Genomic DNA, 21,149 nt, shown 5'->3' with positions numbered 1-21,149 from the left:
TATCGTTTCCTGCCGAGTCCTACTTCCTGTCCACGGCCCGGATCACGTTCGGCTCGGCCTCGGACGCCGGCTTGTAGTACAGCGTGGGCGCCCGATACGTAAGGTCGCGCAGCGCCGCATCCAGCTTGGGCAAATTGAAACTGGCCGCCCCCGGCGCCTGCCGGAAATCGTCCAGGCTGGCGGGCAACCGCGTCAACGTCAACGAGTCCATCGTGCAGGTGGGGCCGAGGGACGTGTCTTCGCACGAATCCGGCGTCATGACCGGCTGATCGACGGGCAACACGAAACCATCCGTCAGCACGGCCTCGCCCGCTACGAGCGTGATCGCCGCGATCGGCGCGAAAAGCAGTTCGGCTTCGATGCCGGGCGCAGGCGCGGCATCGGCCTGGCCCGCATTGAACGCGATCTCGCCGTTGATCCGCCAGCGCACCTCGCGCGCCGCTTCGTCGCAACCGCCACCCACCCGCAACAGCACCTCGCAACCCTTGCCCAGGCCGTCTTCGTCCTCTTTCCCGGATGGCGGTTTTGGCGTGGTCATCTTGAACTCGCGATCCACCGCGTAATCCAGCGTCGCGATGCCGATCTTCTTCAGCCTCTCCATGGCGCTCTGGGGCGGCACCGTGTCGGGCAGCTCGGTGCGGGGCTGATGATAGGTGATGCGGTTGAGCCGGTATTCGCCCGGCCACACCGGAATCACCTGATACAGCAGCTTGCCGCGCACCGTCTGGAACTGCGGCCCGGGGTCCGTCGGATCCAGCTTGTGGTCCCCCGCGCCGGCGCTGATCGCGTAGCCCTCTTCCGTCTTGTGGTTCCAGTGCACGAACGTGCTGCGCTGACGCACAAAGCGGTCGCGCGTCGCATCATCCTCGAAATCGCGTTGGGGCCCGGCGTCCAGGTTCAGGGTTGGAATCACCAGCAGCGCCATTCCCTCCTGCCGTGCGTTGCCCAGCAATTCATCCACATTCACGCGATGGCGCTCCACCAACGCGGCGGTGCGCGCGGCGAAATCCGGCTCGGCGGGCTGGGCAAGCGCCAGCGCCGGGGCGAAAAGGGCAAGCAGGCTGACGCGGGCAAGCGGGGGGAAAAGCGGCATCGTTCTGGGTTCCTGTGTCCGAGGCGGGAAGGAACGGGGCATTGCAAGCGGCAGAGCCAGGCAATACCCCGGCGGGGAAAGGCCAGGCCATGATATCGCGTCAGCCCCGCCCCCCGCCCGCGCAAGCATCAGAACCGCCCGCGCAGCGTCAGCATCATGTTGCGCGGCGCGCCGTAGTTGTTGCGGTTCTCGACATAGCCCGGATATTCGTAATACACCTTGTCGAACAGATTGTTCACGTTCAACGCCGCCGTCCAATTCGACGTCACGTCATACGCGAGCCGGGCGTTCCACACGCTGTACGACGGCCGGCGCACCTTCGAGATGCTGTTGGTCAGCGCGCTCTGCCAATTCACGCCCGCGCCCACGCTCAGGCGGTTCAACTGACCGGGCAAGCGGTATTCGCTCCACAGGCGCAACAGGTGCCGCGGCGTTTCCTCGCTGAAAGTCTGGCCTTCGCGGTCCGGGTCGCTCAGGTACTTGTTGCTGTTGAAGGTATAGCCCGCCGCCACTTGCAGGCCCCGCATCAGCTCGCCGCTCATCTCCGTCTCGAAGCCCTGGCTGCGCACCTTGCCCGCAGCGCGCGAACAATACCCGCCGTTGCACACCGGCCCCGCCTCGTAGTCCTGCACCGCGCGGTTCTTCTGATCGATGCGGTACAGGGCGAACGACGTATTCAGCTTGCCGTCCATCAGTTCGCCTTTCACGCCCACTTCGTAGTTCGCGCCGACGATGGGCTTCAAGATGCTGCCGTCCAGCGTGGTGGCCGTTTGCGGCTCGAAGATATCGGCGTAGCTGGCGTAGGCCGACCACTGCGGCGTCAGCACGTAGACCAGCCCCACCATGGGCGTGAACTCCGCGCTGGCCTTGGCGGTACTGACGTCGTCCCACGTCGCGGCCTGCGTGGTGTAGCGGCTTTCAAACCAGCTAAAGCGCCCGCCCGATACCAGCGTCAGGTCTTCCGTCAGGCTGCTGCGCAACTGCGCATAGATGCCTTTCTGCACATGCGGTTCGTAGCGCGACGTGCGCTGAGAATCCGGAAAGCTGTCTGGCTTGGGCACATGCGGATCGGGGTGGAACACATCCAGCGGCAGATAGTTGGACGCGTACTCGATGCGGTCCGTCGACGTCAGCCGCGACAGGCTCACGCCCACCGTCAGGTCCTGCGCCATGCCCAGCACCGTGAAGCGGCCGTTCACATTCGCATCAAAACCGATGTGCTCCGCCGACTTGTCGTAGTTCCAGGCATTGCGCATCGGCCCCATCAAGGTCACCGGGTCCACCGCGCCCGTCGCGTCCAGCGCCGAGGTCAGGCTCTTCTCCTTCACGTAGGTGGCCGCCACGTTCACGCGCCAATCGCTGTTGAAACGATGCGTCAGGTCCGCAAACACCTGCGTCTCGTCCCGGTCCCACTGATTCCAGTCCGCGCCCAGAAACGTCGACCGCTTCAGCCCCAGCGAACTGCCATCGCTATAACGCGGCAAGCCGCCGAAGAACGGCGTAGACCGCAGGCGCGACACCAGCACGCCCGCGCCCACCGTCGTGCTGGGCGACAGGTCGTAATCCAGCGCGACGTACAGATTGGTGTTGCGCTCCTTCACCACGTCGATGAACGACCCCTTGGAATCCAGATCCAGCACCGCCCGCGCCCGCAGGCTGCCGTCCGCGTTCAAGGCCCCGCCCGCATCCAGCATGCCGCCCACGTGGTCCCACGAGCCCGCGCGCGCCTCCATCAACACCTGCGTCTCGGCGGTAGGGCGCTTGCGCACCAGATTCACCGAGCCGCCCGGCTGCCCCGCGCCTTCGAACAGGCCCTGCGCGCCGCGGAACACCTCCACCCGGTCCAGATACGCCGTGCTGCCGGTGAAGCTATTGCCCACCGCATAGAAACTGCGCGACAGCGGCACGCCGTCGTACTGGATATTCGTGATCTTGAACCCGCGAGAATAGAAATTGCGCCCGCCGTCGGCCACCTCGCTGATCGTCACGCCCGTGGTGTTCTCCAACACCTCGCTGATGGTCGACAGGTTCTGGTCATCCAAGCGCTTGCGCGTCACCACCGTGACCGACTGCGGAATGTCCTTCAGCGCCTGCTCGGTCTTGCCGATGGTCGCCATGCTGGACCCGTAAGACTGCGTGCCCTCCGTCTGCGCATGATAGGCGCCCGTCACCAGCACCGGCGCCAGCGTGCTGGTGGCGGACTGCGGCTCGGCCTCGACACGGATGCCGCCGTCCACATTCACCGCGCGATACCCCGTGCCCGCCAACAGCGCGCGCAAGCCCTCCGCCACGCCGTACTGGCCATTCAGGCCCGCGCTGCGCGCCCCGCTCAACTGCGACGAGGAATACCCCAACGAAATCCCCGCCTGCCGCGCAAACGCGGCCAGCGCGTCATTCAACGGCCCCGGCGCAATCGCGTACACACGGGCGGCATCGGACTGCGCCGCCGCGGCCGGCGCGGCCTGGGCGTAGGAGGGCGGCGGCGCCAACAAGGCGGCCAAGGCCGCCGCCAACGGCAGCAGCACGGTAAAGAAGGGTTGGGGGCAAGCGCGCAAGCAAGCCCGCGCGCCGAACGACGGCGTCGCGGCCCGGAGACGATGGGTCTTCACGAAAGGGATACTCCAATGAGGGTCGGTCGGTGCTGGGCCGTGCGCACTGCTACAACCGGTATGACGAACGAATTCGCCCATCCCCTCAGATTTTTTTGTTGCCGGGCCGCCCCAAGACAAAAAGCGCCCCCTCGGGGGGCAGCAAGCCGCAGGCGCAGCGTGGGGGCATTTTTTGTTTGTTCAGCCCCGCGCCCGTTCCGGCGCCCGTGCGCGTGCCCGAACCCGCGTCACCCGCCCGCCCCACCACAAGCGTCCCGCCTGCGGCTCCACCGGCAGAATCTGACGCAGCAGCGCCAGCACCTTGCGCGTATCGTCCAACTGGAACACCCCCGACACCGGCAACCGCGCCACCGCCGGATCGCACTCGATCGGCCCGTGATAACGCGACAGTTCCTGCAAGAAAGCGTCCAGCGGCATATCGCGCACCGACAAAGCCCCCTCGACCCAGGCCCCACCATCCATCACGCGCCCCTCCACCGGTGCCAGCGCCCGCACGCCTTGCGGCGTCATCCGCGCAGACTCCCCGGCCCGCAGCGTCGCGCCTGCCGCCTCGCCCGCGCCATCGCGCGGCAGCAACGCCACCGCGCCTTCATCCACCGTCACCTCGCTGCCGTCGTCCCACTGCCGCACCCGATACCGCGTACCCAGCGCCTGCGCCCGCCCATCACGCGTCTCCACGAACAGCGGCCGCGACAACGGGTCATGCCCCGAGATCACATACACCTCGCCCGCCAGCAAGCGAATGCGCCGCACCGGCCCGCCATAATCGATATCGACCGCCGTCTCCGTATTCAGCACCAGCGTCCCGCCATCCGGCAGCGCGACGCGGCGCCGCTCGCCCCGCGACGTAGACACATCGGCCAACGCCTGCCGCACCGCAGGCACATCCCCCGCCCGCCACGCCACCCAACCGCCCGCCGCCAGCGCACCCAGCGACATCAAGGCCTTGCGGCGCGACCGCCGCGCCTGCGCCGCCTCTGTCTGCCGCAGAATCCGCGCCGCCGCCTCGCCCGGCATCTCCGCCGCCGGCCGCTGCAAACGCGCGCCCAGCGCCTGCAAACGCTCCCACACCAACGCATGCGCCGGCTGCGCCCGCAGCCAGGCGTCGAACGCCTGCCACGCCGACGCGTCCGCCGTGTTGTATTGCAGCTTGATGCGCCAGCGGATCGCCTCGTCCAACACCGCCCGATCCGCCGCGCCCTCCGCGCCGTCCTCCGCGCAGTCCTCCGCACGCGCGCCTGGCGCCCCGGGCGACACGCCCGCCCGATCAAACCCCATAGACCAGCCGATAGCAGTGCTGCAACGCCTGCGCCAGATAACGCTCCACCGTCGCCACCGACTTCCCCACCTGCCGCGCAATCTGCGGGCACGTATGCCCCTCCATCTGCGCCAACAGAAACACCTCGCGCACCTCCGGCTTCAAGCGGCCCAACATCTGCGCCACCTGCTCCAGCGACTCCAGAATCAACAGCCGCGACTCTTCCGAGGGCCAATGGCTCTGCGGATAAGTCTGCAACACCGCCAGATAACTGCGCTCGATCTCCAGCCGCCGCCAATGGTCCACCAGCAAGCGGTTGGCGATGGTGCGCAGATAGGCCCGCGGCTCGCGCAGCGCGGTGTCAGAGGGAGAGGTGGAGTTTGCCGACAACAGGCGCACAAACGTGTCCTGCGCCAGATCCGCCGCGCGATGCGCATCGCCCAGCTTCAGCCGCAGCCAGCCGTGCAGCCAGGAATGATGGTCGCGGTACAGCGTCGCGATACCGGCGTCGGGACTGGCGCTGGGGGTGGCGGACATGGGGATATGTTGGGAATGGGAATTGTTTCCATTATATCCAGACGAATGCCGGGACAAGCCCGGTGTTCGTCCCCCATGCCCGCCGGCGCGGGCGGGTCTTTGTCGTTGGGTGGGTGCCTACTGCAACGACGCTGGCGCGTCGTGCAACACGCCGCAAGGATCCGCATCCGCGCCGCAAGCCCGCGCCTGCTCCAGCATGGCGTCTGTCAAGGTCCCCAAGTGATCGCACAAGCCTTCCACCCCGCCCATCAACGCCGCCACCGTCCACGCGTCTAGCGGCTGCCCGCCGGTTGCGTCAGGCTCGGACGCGCTGTTGCCCACCATGCGGGCCATGGCCGCGATGGCGTAGCGGGCTCGGTCGATTTGGTAGAGAGGGGATAGGGGGACCAGGCCGTGCTCGGGGTCGGAGTCTACGGACCAGGGGTTTTGGGTGAGGGGGTGGGATGGCATGACAGGCTCCAAAGACAAGTTAGGCCTGCTCCCCACTTCCAAATGGGGTGGGCGGGCACAAAGCAAGGTTGGAAGACCGGCGTCTTTGGAAACCGGCGTGCGCGAACGCACCCTCGCCAAGGCCCGCCCATAGGGACGTGCAAAGGCGTTCGGACGTGAAAATGCCGCAGAAGCGGCGGCAGTCCGCCAAAGACATTTCCGGCTTCCAAACCGGGCTACCGTTGTGGGGTAGTAGGGGGAGTATACGGCGATGGCGGAACCCTAGCGGCTAAGGGAGACAATTTGGCGACAGTAGTGGCGAACGTTCATTAAGGCTAGGTCTGCTATCGACTCGTTGCGGCCATTAGCGTCGCGGGGTTTAATACCCAAGGTCAGTGACTGCTGGAATCATTTGTCAATGATGACCGCCCGGAGATAATTAGTCCAAGCAGAACATCATTGGATAAGAATTTTCGACTATATGAAGACTCTACTCGACAACGCCGTCGGCTCAATCCAGATTGGTATCGAAGACCATAGCTCGACCGATCCACGACGCGTTCTTTCTGCCGTTCGCAATATCTCCGCGGGCGTACTGCTGTTGTTCAAAGAGAAGTTACGCGAGTTGTCGCCCGCAGATTCAGATGAGGTGCTGATTAAGCGGAACATTCGGCCGGCCCGCGATGCAAGCAACAGCATTAAGTTTGTCGGCTCCGGCGCTAAGACGGTTGACGTCCAACAGATCAAGGAGCGCTTCAAATCCCTTGGTATCGCTATTCATTGGGCCCGAGTTGATGCCATCATCAAGGTTCTCAATGACGTCGAGCACTATCTCAGCGCAGAACCGGCGAGCCGCGTGAGGGAACTCATCGCAGATACGTTCATTGTCGTCCGAGACTTTGTCACTCACGAATTGGGTCTGGAGGCGCACGAGCTCTTTGGTGAGAAGACGTGGAGGGTCATGCTGGAAGTTAGCGAGGTCTATGAGGCTCAGCGGAAGACCTGCTTGGCCGAGTTAGACAAGCTGAAATGGTGGTCGCCAGGGATGGCTCAAGCGTCCGCATTCCTGCGCTGTAATCACTGCGGCTCTGATCTAATTAGGCCAAACGGTATCAGCGCAAAATCCGCCGAGCTACAGCTTCAGCCTCTGCTCTGCACTGCGTGCAATACTTCAATGATCCTGGAAGACCTAATTCAGGCGGCCTTGGATGAGTGTTTTTTCGTGGATCAATACTGCGCCATGACGAGGGGGGGCGACCCTCCCCTAGACTACTGCGAGCAATGTGACAGCGACTCCTACATTGCCGAGGATGGTCTCTGCGCGAAATGCGGAGAGGCCTATGAGTTCACGTGCTGCGGACGATGTAGCCAATCTCTTTCGAGCGAGGAGCAGCAGTTTGGTGGGTTCTGTGGCTACTGCAACCACTTGCTAGAGAAGGACGACTGAGATCTGATACCCTTTTTCTCGCTGTTTGGCCTCACATAATCATGACCCAATGAACGAATTCATAACTTGGGGGAGCTTGTTCAAGCTCGCCATCACCGGCGTACTGATCTACGCGATTCAACCGTTGCTGCTTGTTGGACGAGATGCGGTTCTCTGGTGGGCGATCGACAAGTACATTCTCAACGACGAACTCCGAACCGCTGTTTTTGAACTCGTGAGCCATGAAAAAATGCTGGCTAATCAGCCCAAAAACATCGATATCTCAGTCGACCGGGACGGCGAGGCATATGTTCATGATGGCATTGCCGTGTCATCAGAGCAGCACACCGCTTTGATGAAGCAAATGCAGGTTTGTGATCAGACTCTGGCTCGGATAAGACCTCTCGTAGAGGTGAGAAAACGTCGCCTAGAATGGCTCCTGCATCACTACAAGCAGCCAGGGAAAGGCAATCTTATAGAAGATATGATTTCGCAGCACCGAGCAGCGCAAGAAGCAGGAAAGACGATAACGCTGCAAGTCGGCCCCTAACTGCACTCGACCTAAACGCTTGCTGCCACTTAAACTCCTCAACATCGACTTGCTTCCTAGTTTTAATTTTTATTGTTGAGGCTTACTTTCTCACCGACGGCACACATCGGCGGGACGATTGATATCTCGGCGTCGCCGAAAATCTAAATTCAAAGCCCAACCAACGCTGCTGTCTTTGAATGCCACCCTACTAATTGGGTATTAAGTCAAGAGCCGCATTGCAAACTGTGGCCTTTTTCTTTTTATGTTGTTCTCCTTCAGCAGTTAACCCTAGACAGAAATGGCACTTTCTTGTACAGGAAAACGCTAAAGAAGTTGGAGCAACTTGCCGTTATGAATAGCGCCTATTCTTAAAATTTCTAGGGTCATGTCACATGCTTGATAGATTTATCGAGGTGCTTGGAAACGCCCATTTTGAAGCGTACGTCGGTGGCCCCATAGCAGGAGTTGTAGCCGCATTTTTGCTCCAAGGCTTCGGTGGCGGTAGTGCCAAGAGCGAAAATCGTCCGACGGAGCCACTTCCGGTAAATATTTACAAATTCCGTTCCACAGTTCTCTATAAACAAAGCCAGTCCGACAACGGATTCGCCTTCGGGGCAGTAATTGTGGGGGCTTTGATAGCTTTTCTCTTTGCCGCGTTCTTACCCGCGCTGACGGACGGTATTCAGCTCTTGAATGCGGCGACATTGGTATTTGGCTTGACGTCAGCGGTGCTTGGAGCGCTGAATGGTTGGGTACGCTCCATGCACTGGTGGCTACTGGCGATATTCTCGTCTATGGTCGCGGCAGCTTGCTTTGTTCTAATCGGCATGGCCTTTGATGCTATTCATCCAGATGTTGTTAGATATGCACAAAATTCGTTTGACGCGAATTCCGACAGGCTTAGCCATGTTTTCTCGGCAGCTTTCGATTTTTTGAAAGCTGTTAGTCCAGAATATTGGCGTTGGATGGCCTGGATTTTGGTAGGATTTTGCCTCGTCATTACGTGTTCTATATCCGCAACGATGCGAATCGTTCACTACTTAGCGTTATCAAAAATAGCAGCAGGTTCTTCAAGCCAATGGTGGGTTGCTGTAGCTGTCCGGACGCGATCATATGGAAGCTTTAAGCATCTCGGCTTTATGGTCGGCTCTCTCGTAGTAGCGTATTGGTTCATAACTGGAGGAGCGTATCGATTTTTGCGATAGTCGGAGCATGCACAACTGATCTACAAAATCGGGATAGGCAAAAGCATTGCCGGATCGCGTTTAACCATGCGATTCGGCCAAAATAGACTGGACAGATCGACAGCCGAGCAGGCCTCTAGCATCCGTTAGCAGTCCCAGAGATTCCAATCGAATTTTTGCTGCCTGTCGGGAGACGCCGTATTTCTGCATTAATTCGTTGGTTACTGCATCAAAGTGCCGCAGGTTGCAGGGCTGGTTGTCAACATACAGTTGTCCGAAACCTCGATTTGGAATATCAAGTACTTTTACGAAGCGGAGAAAGTCATGTGTAAACTGAATTCGGGGCATTAACAAGCTCGCCGCTAGGAGATTCGCCTGAAGCTCCATGCGAGCGACATCGGCACCCTCAACTGCGAAGGAACGATCCAGCGAAAAGTCAGTGTCATCGCACGACTCTCGAATAAGAAAACGCCCGTGATTCAGCAAGTGGTGGGAAAGTTCGTGTGCGAGAGTGAAACGGGCTCGCGCGGGGTGAGGAGAAACAGCCGCGTAGATCTGGATAACGGGTGGGTCAAAAGTTATTCGCCCCAGAACCGGAGCATTTGTAGGCGAGACCGATACGGGTACATCTCTCTCCACTTTCAAACCAGAGCGGATGGCCTCATGTTCACACAACAAGTCGAGATCCACCACTCCTCGGGAATAATCTAGTTCTGCGAGAATATTAGTAGCTTTATCCTCTAAGTCGTTCTTGTCATAGAAGGGAACACGGCTATTCAGTGAGCTTCGCCGATTCGCCACTGGACAGGCCTGTTCCTTACCAAGTGCATCAACCACCAAGTCTTCGAAAAAACTCCACAAGGAGTTCGTCTCTCGTATTGGTGACTGTAAATAGAGGTCGAATGCCAGGCTTTGAAAGGTATCAGTAGATAGTGCAGAGGCTATTAAATCAGCGGCCTCGGGTACCCCGGACCGTGAAGATGCGGAAGGCGAGCGCTTGAGTTCCCACTTAAAGTCTTCTGGACCAAAGTAGCGCATAAGGCCTATGCCTTTTGATCTCGCGAATTCGCGCGCTCCAGATTGAAAAGCAGCAACGGATGCGACAATTGCCTTGCCCTTAGCCGCAGCAACCTGTTGGACCTTTGCAAAAAATTCCTCCACATCGTCTACTGGGACGGGGTGTTGGTAGTTCTTGCACTCAATTAGAACAAGACAGGAATAATCTTGCGCTCCAGGGAGATACACTTCGATTGCTACATCGAAGATGATGTCTGTACCACGGTCCCTGGAGAAGTAGCCCTTCTTCCAGAAGATTTTGCAACAATCCTGTTTGGCCCAAAACCTGTCAGCATCAATCTCTGTCTTGAAAAGCTCAAATATACGGCGTTCAAGTGAGTTTCCCTTGGCAAACGTAGAGGATTCTGCGGCCATCAGTGAGATCTAATGTTTAATGTAAAAAGAAGATGCCAGACCGAATTTTTTCCAGAGGAGAAAGAGGTTTCTTCTGGCAGGGTTGTCGATAGCGTAGCCGAATATGCGAACTTGAGTCTAGAATCATACAGCTATGATCGTCATGCAATTTGAGTACGGCTTGCAGAGGCCGCCCTTTATCGAGGATTGAATGGTATCCATTCCGCGTGACTTAAACTATACCCAGTTAGTTGACTTAGTCGAGTCGCTTCCTCACCTAATAGCCGACTCAATTTCTGTGCCCTCCAAATTTCAGGATGGTGGACGGTTTGCTATGAGCGGAATGCTAATACAGTGTCTCGCCAAATGGTCTCGGCTCAGTGAGGCTCGCCGACTCAAAGTTGTCGGATCACCTCCTAGCGCTGTGCTAGCCAAGTTAGCACTTGAGCCCCACGGATGTGCAGCCATGTACTTCGCTGGGAGTGCCGTTGGAGCGTTGGAGTTTTCTGCGACATCAGCTGAGCTTCGTAGGTACCTCGTGCCAACTCTTGTCGCGATGCAGTCATCCCGATACCGTGACACCAACGGAAGTCGTGGCGCTCACCTTTGCTGCTTTCAGGGCGCAGCGAACGAGTTTCTCCTTCCTCTTTACGGCCAAAGAGACGCGGCAACGCTTCGCAAATCGGACGGCTTTCAGACGTTAACGCGGCAGATGATTGAGTCGTTCGAGCCGGTGGCCCTACGTGCTATCTCGGCCGAAAGGCTAGAATATCTCAGTACTCTCGTCGAGGAGCTCTTCGCTAACACTCATGACCACGCTCGCATGGACGAGAACGGACTGGCATATCCCTATGGAAACATGCGAGGGATATTCATGCGGACATTTGAATACCGTGCGCGAAGAACGGAGTCCGGGGATGATAGTGGCCCGTTAGGACGGTATTTTGCTTGGTCTTCATCGCAAAGGAAGATACATCGTCCGTCTGCTGAGGAGAATTTGCGGCGGTTCGAGAAAATGAGGCCGCATCGCGAGTCAACTACTGCCCCTCTCGTCAGTACGCGTATGCTCGAGGTCACTGTCTATGACACAGGGCCTGGGCTCGCTAGGCGATGGGCCACTCAGCATGCACCTTCCGTCGACTTTCAGAAAATTTCTATTGGAAAGGAAGCCGATTATGTGAAAGCTTGCTTTGAGATGCATGCGACTACAAAACAATCTAGAGGGTATGGTCAAGGCCTCAGCTCTTCGCTCGAAGCGTTAAAAGCTCTTGGCGCTTTTCTCTCATTGCGAACCGGGCGTCTTTTTTTACATCAAGATTTCTCAAAACCCAACACTACAAAATTTGCGCCCGAGCCTTGGCATTTAAAACGTCCAGAGCTTCCGATAACTGCTGGCACTTCATACACCATAGCAATTCCATTGTCACGGGGGCGAGAATGAGCCCATTATTCTCGTATCATTGGGCGCACCCGTCGAACGCGATGTTTGAAGTGGTTTTCAAGCATCCGGGGGCATTGTCTGCAGCTGACCTCGCCACGGCTCTAACCGATGTGGCTCAGCGTATTCTTTATCCGGACGGCGTCTTGGTCGTGTGCCTGGAAAGTGATCGTGAGGAAACCTCAGCGCTGCTCTCCAGTGTGATGGTTAAGCAGAGCGTCAATCGATTCAAGGGCAAGACTAGTGTGCATCTCGTTTGCGTCGACATAACGTGCCGACCAGTAGAGGTAATTCAAATAGAGACAACCGTCGCAACAGACGGGCTGTGCACCGTGAGCCGCCTAGTAGAGGTATTTTCCAATATCCTATATTGTGGTGTTGAAGCGGTTTTTGCCGATGAAAAGGCCATCATTCGTGCGCCTTCAGGGTTCGAATTTGTAAAACCATCTGGCGAGAGATCTAGCCATTTCTTGCGGACAGAAGAAGCACTATCCACAAGTGCATCTGTAGATTTTTTGGCGTTTGCATTGTTGGCCAGGCTGAGGATTGATGACCTGAAGGTCATCTTTGTCGACTCTATGGCTATATCGCCTATAGCGTACTCGCTGCGAGATATGCTGTATAAGCTGAAGCAAGGCAGTCCCCAGATTATCAGCTTCCATTCACATGGTGGAATGCAAAATATTGAGGTGCCGCCCCACAAGACGTTCTTCTGCATCATTTCCGCATCGTCGTCTATGTCTTTGCAGAGACGATGGATATCGCATACTCGTTGTGCCGATGATGATGTTGTGACGTTATTAACATTTCTGGACGCCCAAGACGCTGACCGAGCGCTGTGCAAGCTCCCTCGACCATCTACATGGATAGACGGCAGCGCCCCAGTTGCAGGCGTTCGGCCTCTGCGAATTTACGGGGAGAGATTTCATCCCGAGCAGATTCTTCCCAAAAAAATCACTCTGGCGCTCAATCTTCATCGCTGTGAGAGGGCTGCAAATTTTGCAGAGGATTTCCGCGATCAAAATCTTCTCTCGACTAATGGCCTAGACAACAAGGGGCAGCGACGTACATTACTTGTCGACGGTCAGGCGCTAACTCAAACCGAACCGTTCATCACTTGGCTTCACAAACAATTGCGAGCAAAAGTTCCCGCTTCCATTCAAGGAATAGTATTCCAGGACGATCCCGCGAGTAGGGTGATGGCAGAAAATTGCGCAGCTTACTTCACTCAGCTATCAATTATTCTACCGTGGGGAATTCGCGCTAGTTCGAACCTTGAATTCGCTGCCGAATCTCTATGTCCGGACCGTGGGCTGCTCATTGTGGCCGCTGTGATAAGTAAAGGTTCGATGCTACTCGGTGTGTCTCGCGATTTGCGAGCGACACATGTAGGAGCCAAAACTTACCTCGTGGGCGTGCAAATATGTGAAACTAGTTCTGACGCGTCATTTTTGAAGCGTAATCTGACACAAACCAAAGATAAATCTTGTGTTTTTGAATGTCATCACACGTTAGCTGTCGGGTCAGCTCTTCATCACTCTTTCCGAGACGAGGAGGAAGCAACGCAACCCTCTGATGTACGTGCAAAGGCACTCCAATATCGTTGGGATCCGAGCAGGCGTAGTGGGCTCGTCGAAGACACCTTGTTGCCCACCCTAGTGGTGGGCGATCATAGACTAAGGCTAAGACCAGATTTTGTCTTCTGGAACTGCAAATATAGCGAAAGTGCTCAGCACGCGCCCATGGTACTGCTCACAATAGGCGCAATTTTGCAACGGGCGAGAACGGAGGAATTCTCATCGGACGATCACCGCTTAACTTCAGAGGCATTTCAGCAAGTTGTACTGGATCCACAGAATTTTAATCGATACAACGACGGAATAATTCAGGCCGCTATTCTGCGGCAGGCCTACCCATCCGAACTTGATTATTCGACCCTCCCTGCCGAAAGCCAATATATGTTATTGCTTTTGAAGAAGATGTTTTTGTCTCGATTAAGGCAGCAAGGTGAAGCGATTGCGGAATTCGCGTTTGCTCTTGGTACCGGCAGACTAAAACTTCAACGAGCTGATTATGTCGAGCTAACAACCTGGGTTCTGGACAGTGTTTCTGGCCAAGAGGGCGATCAAGAACTAATAAGCTTGCTAAGGCTTGACAGGCAGGAGCCTCGCGACCGATCAAATGTATTCTGACTGCACGAGCAGGCAGTCGGGGGAAACCTCAGTGTCAGACTACATATCCAGGGCAAGAACTGTGGTCTAACACTTTTAATTTTGCGGCGTCCTTTGAGCACGTCCCCGGATGGCCCTCCATTACCGGGAAGGAGAAACCTAACTGAGGTTTTTCGCCATGCTGTCGCCGCCCGTTTGTTCGTGTAAAGAAAATGCCTGTTGCTTGCCCTGAATCTTCGGTGCGTTCCTCCATTGTGCCGGGACCACACCAAGTTGCGCAGCTGACATTAAAGGGCGGTCAAAGATGCGCGCAAGCAGCTCCTTCTGCTGCTCCTGCAATTCCAGCGTTACGTTTAGCAGATTCAGCAAATTGAGAAATTCCGTTGTGATTTCACTGCCCCATTCCCTGGGAGTGATCGCATCCAAAGGGAACGACTTCTTTCCCTCTCGATCTTTCACCCGGTAACCCAGCCAGGATTGCACGACCTTCAGGCCAGAGACTTCGTAATTCCAAACAGCCGAGGAGACGGGTCCAAACTCGCCCCGTCGACAGTGATCACACTCCTGGTCTGGATGTACGCGTAGCTCTCAGGCATCCGACCACTTGGTACAGACTTCTGGCATATGGTGTCAGACTACAGTTTCTATTTCCGGAACGACCATCCTACTTTCAGACATGGCCGTTCAACGCGTAACCTCAATATTGCCACTACCGCAACGCGGCAACATCAACCACCTCCGCCCCACACCCCTCCACCAGCTCCCCATCATGACTAGCAAACAACACCACCCGATCCTTCCCCCAAGCCTTAAATAGCTCCGCCAACACCGCCCGCCCCCGCGCATCAAACCCATTGCTGGGCCCGTCCGCGATCACCACCGCCGGATCGCCCAAGGCCGCCGCCGTCACGAACACCTTGCGCCGCGTCCCGGTCGACATCTGTTCAAAGCGCTTGTCCAGATGCGGTTCCAGCCCCAGGTCATAGGCCAGCTCCAACGTGGCCTCATCCAGCGCCACGTTCTTTTCCGCCGCGACCTGTTCCAGCAGCCCGCGCCCCGTCTGCGTGGGAAACACGAGGCAGTTGTCGGGCACGTAGGCCAGGCGGGCCTTGGCTTGTTGGGGCGCGTGGGTCAGGGAATGGCCGTCTATCCAGACGTCTCCGCTGTCCGGCGTGATGGCGCCGGCGATGAGGTTCAGGAGAGTGGACTTGCCGGTGCTGTCTTCTTCGCATAACGCCACGCACCCGGGCGTGAAGCGGTGGGTCAGGCCCTGGAAGACGAGGTAGTCGCCGTAGCGTTTGCTGAGATTGTCGAGTCGTAGCATGGCGGGGAGTTTACGCAGGATCAGGGGGGACTAGAAGCGGCGGCGCGCGCTATGCAATAATTGATAACGATTCCTATTCATTCATAGCGCAGGCCGTGGACTCGACACGCGATAGCCGGTTTTCCACCATTTATAAGAACGACCATCCGTGGCTGGAGCGGCGGCTGCGCAATGGGTTGCGCAACCGCGAGGACGCGGAGGATGTGGCGGGCGAGACGTTTACGCAGTTGCTGTGCTTGCCGGCGCTGGAGCAGTTGAATGAGCCGCGGGCCATGCTGGTCACGATTGCCCGGCGTATCACGTGGCGGCTGTGGCGGCGGCGTGAGCTGGAACAGGCCTGGCTGGAGATGTTGCGCTTGCAGCCGGAGCCGCTGGAGCCGTCGGCCGAGGAACGGGTGCAGACGCTGCAGGCCTTGCAGGCGCTGGATACGGCGCTGGACGGGCTGTCTGCCAAGGCCAGGATGGCGTTTCTGTATAGCCAGCTCGATGGCATGACGCATGTGGAGATTGCCGCGCGGCTGAAGGTGTCGCCGACCATGGTGCGCAAGTACATCGTGCAGGCCTTGCGCCGTTGCTGCGAGGTGTTTGGGGTATGACGGCCTGGGATGCGCGCACCCGCGAGGCGGCGATTGAATGGCAGGTCTGTCTGTCCAGCGGGCAGGCCAGCGATGCGGACCGCGCGGCGTTTGATCGGTGGCTGGCGGAGAGCCCGAGCCACGGCGCGGCGTGGCAGCGGCTGAATGCGGCGCTGAACGGTACGTTGCATGCGTTGCGGCCGGGGCTGCTGGCTGATGGCGATGCGCTGCGGCGTTCGCTGGTGGGGCCGCAGCTTGCGCAGCGCCGGCGGCTGGTGAAGCTGGCGCTGGCGGGCGGGGCGCTGCTGCTGGGCGCGGGCGTGGCGGACCGCTATGTGCCCTTGCAATCCCTGGCGGCGGGCTATGTGACCCGCACCGGCGAGCGCCGGCGGGTGGCCTTGCCGGACGGCAACACAATGGAGCTGGATGCGCGCAGCGCGGCGTCGTGGGAGGGGCAGCATGTGGTGCGGGTGTCGGCCGGGGCGGCGATTTTTGAGGTGGGGGGCAGCCAGGGGCTGCACGTGCGGCTGCCGCAAGGCGAGGTCAGGCTCGGCCAGGGGCGCGCCATGGTGCGCTGCGGGGCCGGGCGCAGTTTCTGCCTGGCCTTGAGCGGGGCCGCGGAGGTGACCACGCTGGCGGGCGTGCGCCAGCCCTTGGCGCCAGGACAGAGCGTGTGGTTCGACGCGCGGCAGGTGGATGCGGTGCAGAACGGCCAGGAACACGCCGCCGCTTGGCAGAACGGCGAGCTGGAAGTCCATGACGAGCCGCTGCAAACCGTGGTGGATGCGCTGGCCCGGTACCGGCCGGGCTGGCTGCGGATGTCGCCGCAGGCGGCGCGGCTGCGCGTGACGGGGCTGTTTCCGCTGGACGATGGCGACCGGGCGCTGGAGGCGCTGAGGAATACCTTGCCGATCCGATTGCAGCGGTTGAGCCGCTGGTACGTGATGATCGATCTGGCCTGAACTTTTTTTACGCGCCGGGTGTTTTTTTGATGGCGCCGATGCACATACAGGGAACGCGTGCTCACGCATCCACGGAGTGTTCCATGCTTTCCCTGAGGTTTCCCGCTGCCTGCGTCCTCGCAGCCGCAGCCAGCGTCGCCCATGCCCAGGCGCTGCGCCAATACGATTTGCCCGCGGGCCGGCTGGATGTGGCGCTGACCCAGATTGCGCGCATCGCGGGCGCGGTGATTTCGTTTCGGGCGGATCTGGTGGCGGGCAAGTCCGCGCCGGCCGTCTCCGGCCAGTTGTCCCTGGAAGAAGCCACCGCTCGCGCCCTGGCTGGAAGCGGGCTGGAGCTGCGGCGCACGCCGGACGGCAGCCTGACGGTGGCGCCGGCCAGCACGACGACGCTGGCGCCGGTGACGGTGGAAGCGGCCACGCTGGGCGTGACGGAGGGGACCCATTCCTACACCACGCCGGTCATGTCCACGGCCACCAAGTTCGCGCTGTCTCCGCGCGAGACGCCGCAGTCGGTCAGCGTGGTGACGCGCCAGCAGATCGAGGACCGGGGGTTTCAGTCGCTGGACGATGTGGCGCGCGACACGACCGGGCTGACCACGCGCCAGATCGGCGGCGGGGAACGCACGCAGTTCTTCTCTCGCGGTTTCGAGATCAGTTCGTTCCTGGCTGACGGGGTGCCGCTGGGCTACGACTACGACACGCAGGGCGTGGCGACGCTGGCCATGTACGATCACGTCGAGGTGCTGCGCGGCGCGGCCGGGATGATGACGGGGGCCGGCAATCCCTCGGGCACCATCAACCTGGTGCGCAAGCGCGCCACGGCGGTGCCGCAGTTCTCGGTGACGGCCAGCGCGGGCAGTTGGGACAATTACCGGGGCGAGGTCGACGGCTCGGGCCCGCTGAACGAGGCCGGTACCTTGCGCGCCCGGGGTGTGGTGGCCTATCAGGATTCGAATACCTTCAAGAAGGCCTACGAGCACCAGCGCCAGCTCTTCTACGGCACCATCGAAGCCGATCTCACGGCCAACACCACGCTCAGCATCGGCGGCTACTACAACCGCGAAGACAACCCGGGCGCGGACTGGAATGGGCTGCCTACGCGCCGGGACGGCAGCTTCTATGACTTCAATCGTTCGATCCGCTTGTCGCCGGACTGGGCTTATTGGAACAAGGAAAACACCAGCTTCTTCGCCGAACTCGATCACCGTTTCGAGAACGGCTGGTCCGGCAAGCTCACCGCCCGCACGCTGCGCGCCAAGATGAACATGCTGGGCAGTTATCTGTATCCGCTGGAAGACTCGACGTTCTTCGGGCAGGGCCTGGGCCAGTATGCCTATGACAAGACCCAGTACAGCGTGGACGGCTACCTGAGCGGCCCCTTCACGCTGCTGGGCCGCACGCATGAACTGGTGCTGGGCGGCAGCTTCCTGAAGAACAAGGACGACGACGGCCCCGGCGGCTGGCCCTTGGACTACAACATGACGGTCGACCCGGAACACTGGGATTCCAGCGCCGTGGCGAAGCCCGCGTTCGTCTACCCCTGGTCGCGCAAGGGATACCAGCGCCAGATGAGCGGCTACGCCACCACCCGCCTGAGCCTTGCCGATCCGCTGACGCTGATGCTGGGCGCGCGGTTGGACTGGTATGAGTACGACATGACGCTGAAGTCCGGCGACTACGTCAGCCCGCCCGCGGACTATAAGGTCAAGCACGAGCTGACCCCCTACGCGGGCCTGATCTACGACCTGGACCGCCAGCATTCCGTCTACACAAGCTGGACCAGCGTGTTCCAGCCGCAGAGCAGCCAGTCAACCAGCGGCGCGCCGCTGGACCCGGTCATCGGCACCAATCTGGAAGCGGGGATCAAGGGGGAGTACTACGACGGCCGGCTCAACGCCAGCGCGGCGGTGTTCCAGATCCGCCAACGCAACCGTCCGGTTGCGCTGGCCACGTCCGCGTGCGGCCCAGGGGTGATCGAATGCTATGCGCCGTCGGGCAAGGTGCAAAGCCGGGGGGTGGAGTTCGAAGTGGCGGGCGCGATCACGCCGGGCTGGCAGGTGTCGGCCGGTTATACGTACAACCAGTCCAAGTACCTGGAGGATTCGGGCAGCCTGCGGGCGGGCGCGGCCTACGACACGCAAACCCCGCGCCATCTGTTCAAGCTATCGACCATGTACACCTTGCCGGGCGCGCTGAATGCGTGGCGGGTGGGCGGGGCGGTGCGCGTGCAGAGCGCGATCAGCTTGCCCGCCTACAACGTGCGCCAGCCCGGCTACAGCGTGTGGGATGCGGTGGTGGCGTATCGGGCGTCGCCGAATCTGGATCTGCGCTTGAACGTATACAACCTGTTCGACAAGTATTACTACCAGGCGATAGGCAGCAACCAGGACAACAACCACTTCGGGGCGCCGCGGTCGTTTTTGTTGACGGCGAAGTACGCGTTCTAGGGTTTGGGCTTGGGATCCGTGGCAAAGCGCCGCGCTATGCGGCGCTTTGCGCCTGTCAGCGATAGCGCCGAATCAAGCCTTACGCTTGGCCGCAGACCATTCAGGTGTTGTCTTTCACCACGGCCGTGGGTCCGTTCGTTTTTACCGACGCAACGCCGTTGTCTCGCGCTGCGGTACTCGAATACATTTCACTGCGCCCGATGGACTGCCCATTCGCCGCAATCAACGTGAAATAAGGCGAGCCGTCAGTTGCGGTCTTGCGCTGATAGCGGTCGTCCAGCGGCGAATTCTGGCGAACGGATGCAATGCCGTCCTGAGCGCAGGCTAGTTCAACAATGGGTCGATACTGCGATGCACACACATGAATGCCGGCTGATGATAGTCCATGTCTTGCGTTCAGGGCATGCAAGAAAATGAGGGCCGCTTATGCGGCCCTCATCGTCACAGCTCGGCGAATCTATTCGATCACCCCTTACGCACCTGCGCAATCAACCCATCCAACTGCGTCAGCATCGTATCCATTTCCTCGGCCGTCACATTCAACGCCGGCATGAAGCGCAACAGGTTCCCGCGCGGCGCATTCAGCAGCAACCCGGCCGGAGCCAGATTCCGCGCGGCGTCGACGATGGCGGGACCATCATCCCGATCCATCACCAGCGCGCGCAGCAGGCCCAGGCCGCGCTCGCCCTTCATGCCGTACTTGGCCGACAGGGCCAGCAGGCCTTCGGACAGTTGCTTGGCGCGGGCATTGACCGATTCCATGAAGCCCGGCGCGGCCAGGGCGTCGAACACCGCGACGCCGACCGCGGCCATCAGCGGGTTGCCGTTGTACGTGCCGCCCTGGTCGCCGTGCGAGAACACGCAGACTTCCTGGCGCGCCAGGAGCGCGGCCAGCGGCACGCCGCCGCCGATGCCCTTGGCCAGCGTCATGATGTCGGGCACCACGTCGGATTGCTGGTAGGCGAACAGGGTGCCGGTGCGGCCCATGCCGGTCTGCACTTCGTCGACGATGAACAGCAGCTTGTGTTCGTCGGCCAGCTTGCGCAGGCCCTGCATGAATTCCTTGGTGGCGGGGATGACGCCGGCTTCGCCCTGGACGGGTTCGAGCATGATGGCGACGGTCTGGTCGTCGATCAGCTTGCGCACGGATTCCAGGTCGTTGATTTCGGCCTTGGGGAAGCCTTCGACCTGCGGGGCGAACATCTTGTCCCAGCCCGGCTTGCCGGACGCGGACATGGTCGCCAGCGTGCGGCCGTGGAAGCCGTGGTTCATGGTGATGATCTTGTACGCGCCCTTCTTGTTGACCTGGCCCCATTTGCGCGCCAGCTTGATGGCGCCTTCGTTGGCTTCGCCGCCGCTGTTGGCGAAGAAGACGCGGTCGAAGACGGACGCGCCGGTCAGGCGCTGGGCCAGTTCGATGGACGGCACGTTGTAGAAGGCCGGCGAGGGGTTCATCAACAGCTTGGACTGCTCCAGCAGGGCGCGCTGCATTTCCGGGGCGCAGTGGCCCAGGGTATTCACCGCCCAGCCCTGCACGAAGTCCAGGTATCGCTTGCCCGCGTGATCCTCCAGCCAGGATCCCTGGCCTCGCACGAACACGAGGTCCGGGCGGGAGGTGATCTCCATGAGGGTGTTGACGTTGAACTGGCTGAATTCCATGGCGGTTCCTGCGGGGTGAAAGGACAGGGTAGGGAAACTTCGGGGGTCGAGAAAACGCAAATGTAGCACCGACGCAGGGATGCTATCGTGACGCA

At 59.8% G+C, this 21,149-nt stretch carries 16 protein-coding genes and 1 pseudogene; 7 read left to right on the top strand and 10 right to left on the bottom strand.

Annotation, left to right across the window (positions count from 1 at the left end):
* Positions 1–19: 19 nt before the first annotated feature.
* The 5 genes from WHX56_RS05240 to WHX56_RS05220 all read right to left on the bottom strand — a co-directional run bounded on the left by WHX56_RS05240 (position 20) and on the right by WHX56_RS05220 (position 5,947).
* Positions 20–1,093 carry a hypothetical protein gene (locus tag WHX56_RS05240; RefSeq protein ID WP_188589718.1) on the bottom strand — a complete coding sequence of 358 codons (1,074 nt, stop codon included), beginning with the start codon at positions 1,091–1,093 and terminating at the stop codon, positions 20–22.
* Positions 1,094–1,221: 128 nt separating this feature from the next.
* Positions 1,222–3,702, bottom strand: coding sequence for a TonB-dependent siderophore receptor (locus tag WHX56_RS05235; protein WP_338880648.1), 2,481 nt, complete (start codon positions 3,700–3,702; stop codon positions 1,222–1,224).
* Between the two features lie 180 nt (positions 3,703–3,882).
* Positions 3,883–4,884, bottom strand: a complete 1,002-nt coding sequence (locus tag WHX56_RS05230; RefSeq protein ID WP_338880647.1) for a FecR domain-containing protein — start codon at positions 4,882–4,884, stop codon at positions 3,883–3,885.
* 85 nt (positions 4,885–4,969) lie between these two features.
* Positions 4,970–5,497 (bottom strand): sigma-70 family RNA polymerase sigma factor, encoded by a 528-nt coding sequence (locus tag WHX56_RS05225; protein ID WP_338880646.1) that lies wholly within the window; start codon positions 5,495–5,497, stop codon positions 4,970–4,972.
* A 117-nt stretch (positions 5,498–5,614) separates the two neighbouring features.
* Positions 5,615–5,947 (bottom strand): hypothetical protein, encoded by a 333-nt coding sequence (locus WHX56_RS05220; RefSeq protein WP_338880645.1) that lies wholly within the window; start codon positions 5,945–5,947, stop codon positions 5,615–5,617.
* Positions 5,948–6,407: 460 nt separating this feature from the next.
* Between WHX56_RS05220 and WHX56_RS05215 the strand changes: the two genes are divergently transcribed.
* The 3 genes from WHX56_RS05215 to WHX56_RS05205 all read left to right on the top strand — a co-directional run bounded on the left by WHX56_RS05215 (position 6,408) and on the right by WHX56_RS05205 (position 9,089).
* The gene (locus WHX56_RS05215; protein ID WP_338880644.1) at positions 6,408–7,373 is read left to right on the top strand and encodes a hypothetical protein; all 966 of its coding nucleotides are present in this window, start codon (positions 6,408–6,410) and stop codon (positions 7,371–7,373) included.
* A 49-nt stretch (positions 7,374–7,422) separates the two neighbouring features.
* Positions 7,423–7,902: a hypothetical protein gene (locus WHX56_RS05210; protein WP_338880643.1), complete on the top strand. Its 480-nt coding sequence runs from the start codon at positions 7,423–7,425 to the stop codon at positions 7,900–7,902.
* A gap of 374 nt (positions 7,903–8,276) precedes the next feature.
* Positions 8,277–9,089, top strand: a complete 813-nt coding sequence (locus WHX56_RS05205; RefSeq protein WP_338880642.1) for a hypothetical protein — start codon at positions 8,277–8,279, stop codon at positions 9,087–9,089.
* A 60-nt stretch (positions 9,090–9,149) separates the two neighbouring features.
* Here the strand turns inward: WHX56_RS05205 and WHX56_RS05200 are convergent, their stop codons facing one another.
* Positions 9,150–10,499, bottom strand: coding sequence for an ImmA/IrrE family metallo-endopeptidase (locus tag WHX56_RS05200; protein ID WP_338880641.1), 1,350 nt, complete (start codon positions 10,497–10,499; stop codon positions 9,150–9,152).
* Positions 10,500–11,915: 1,416 nt separating this feature from the next.
* On the opposite strand from WHX56_RS05200, the gene WHX56_RS05195 reads away from it, so the two are divergent.
* On the top strand, positions 11,916–14,108 hold the full coding sequence (locus WHX56_RS05195; protein WP_338880640.1) for a hypothetical protein: 2,193 nt from the start codon (positions 11,916–11,918) through the stop codon (positions 14,106–14,108).
* Between the two features lie 138 nt (positions 14,109–14,246).
* Here the strand turns inward: WHX56_RS05195 and WHX56_RS05190 are convergent.
* Both WHX56_RS05190 and WHX56_RS05185 read right to left on the bottom strand, forming a co-directional pair.
* A pseudogene (locus WHX56_RS05190) lies at positions 14,247–14,621 on the bottom strand (type ISP restriction/modification enzyme); the annotation flags it as partial.
* A 175-nt stretch (positions 14,622–14,796) separates the two neighbouring features.
* Positions 14,797–15,411: an ABC transporter ATP-binding protein gene (locus WHX56_RS05185; protein WP_338880639.1), complete on the bottom strand. Its 615-nt coding sequence runs from the start codon at positions 15,409–15,411 to the stop codon at positions 14,797–14,799.
* Positions 15,412–15,506: 95 nt separating this feature from the next.
* Here WHX56_RS05185 and WHX56_RS05180 point away from each other — a divergent pair, with 95 nt between their 5' ends.
* From WHX56_RS05180 to WHX56_RS05170, 3 genes are all read left to right on the top strand, one after another.
* A complete protein-coding gene (locus tag WHX56_RS05180) occupies positions 15,507–16,007 on the top strand; it encodes a sigma-70 family RNA polymerase sigma factor (protein WP_276242746.1) in 501 nt (166 codons plus the stop codon).
* The gene (locus tag WHX56_RS05175) at positions 16,004–16,948 is read left to right on the top strand and encodes a DUF4880 domain-containing protein (RefSeq protein ID WP_338880638.1); all 945 of its coding nucleotides are present in this window, start codon (positions 16,004–16,006) and stop codon (positions 16,946–16,948) included. Before WHX56_RS05180 ends, WHX56_RS05175 begins: the two co-directional genes overlap by 4 nt.
* An 83-nt stretch (positions 16,949–17,031) precedes the next feature.
* A complete protein-coding gene (locus tag WHX56_RS05170) occupies positions 17,032–19,395 on the top strand; it encodes a TonB-dependent siderophore receptor (protein WP_338880637.1) in 2,364 nt (787 codons plus the stop codon).
* 100 nt (positions 19,396–19,495) lie between these two features.
* On the opposite strand, the gene WHX56_RS05165 is transcribed toward WHX56_RS05170, so the two are convergent.
* Together WHX56_RS05165 and WHX56_RS05160 are read right to left on the bottom strand one after the other, a co-directional pair.
* Entirely contained in the window at positions 19,496–19,804 is a 309-nt protein-coding gene (locus WHX56_RS05165; RefSeq protein ID WP_338880636.1) for a YegP family protein, read from the bottom strand.
* A 56-nt stretch (positions 19,805–19,860) separates the two neighbouring features.
* Positions 19,861–21,054 carry an acetylornithine transaminase gene (locus WHX56_RS05160; RefSeq protein WP_287755299.1) on the bottom strand — a complete coding sequence of 398 codons (1,194 nt, stop codon included), beginning with the start codon at positions 21,052–21,054 and terminating at the stop codon, positions 19,861–19,863.
* Positions 21,055–21,149: the final 95 nt, after the last annotated feature.

It is taken from the genome of Achromobacter veterisilvae (assembly GCF_037619525.1).
GTDB lineage: Bacteria > Pseudomonadota > Gammaproteobacteria > Burkholderiales > Burkholderiaceae_B > Achromobacter > Achromobacter veterisilvae.
The sequence above is the reverse complement of the archived record's forward strand: the minus strand, read 5'-3'. Positions and strand labels throughout refer to the sequence as shown.

Coding starts and splice junctions, on each gene's coding strand:
- WHX56_RS05195 (WP_338880640.1), top strand. CDS start 11,916: ATGAGCCCATTATTCTCGTATCATTGGGCGCACCCGTCGAACGCGATG.
- WHX56_RS05225 (WP_338880646.1), bottom strand. CDS start 5,497: ATGTCCGCCACCCCCAGCGCCAGTCCCGACGCCGGTATCGCGACGCTG.
- WHX56_RS05170 (WP_338880637.1), top strand. CDS start 17,032: ATGCTTTCCCTGAGGTTTCCCGCTGCCTGCGTCCTCGCAGCCGCAGCC.
- WHX56_RS05175 (WP_338880638.1), top strand. CDS start 16,004: ATGACGGCCTGGGATGCGCGCACCCGCGAGGCGGCGATTGAATGGCAG.
- WHX56_RS05185 (WP_338880639.1), bottom strand. CDS start 15,411: ATGCTACGACTCGACAATCTCAGCAAACGCTACGGCGACTACCTCGTC.
- WHX56_RS05200 (WP_338880641.1), bottom strand. CDS start 10,499: ATGGCCGCAGAATCCTCTACGTTTGCCAAGGGAAACTCACTTGAACGC.
- WHX56_RS05220 (WP_338880645.1), bottom strand. CDS start 5,947: ATGCCATCCCACCCCCTCACCCAAAACCCCTGGTCCGTAGACTCCGAC.
- WHX56_RS05160 (WP_287755299.1), bottom strand. CDS start 21,054: ATGGAATTCAGCCAGTTCAACGTCAACACCCTCATGGAGATCACCTCC.
- WHX56_RS05240 (WP_188589718.1), bottom strand. CDS start 1,093: ATGCCGCTTTTCCCCCCGCTTGCCCGCGTCAGCCTGCTTGCCCTTTTC.
- WHX56_RS05215 (WP_338880644.1), top strand. CDS start 6,408: ATGAAGACTCTACTCGACAACGCCGTCGGCTCAATCCAGATTGGTATC.
- WHX56_RS05210 (WP_338880643.1), top strand. CDS start 7,423: ATGAACGAATTCATAACTTGGGGGAGCTTGTTCAAGCTCGCCATCACC.
- WHX56_RS05205 (WP_338880642.1), top strand. CDS start 8,277: ATGCTTGATAGATTTATCGAGGTGCTTGGAAACGCCCATTTTGAAGCG.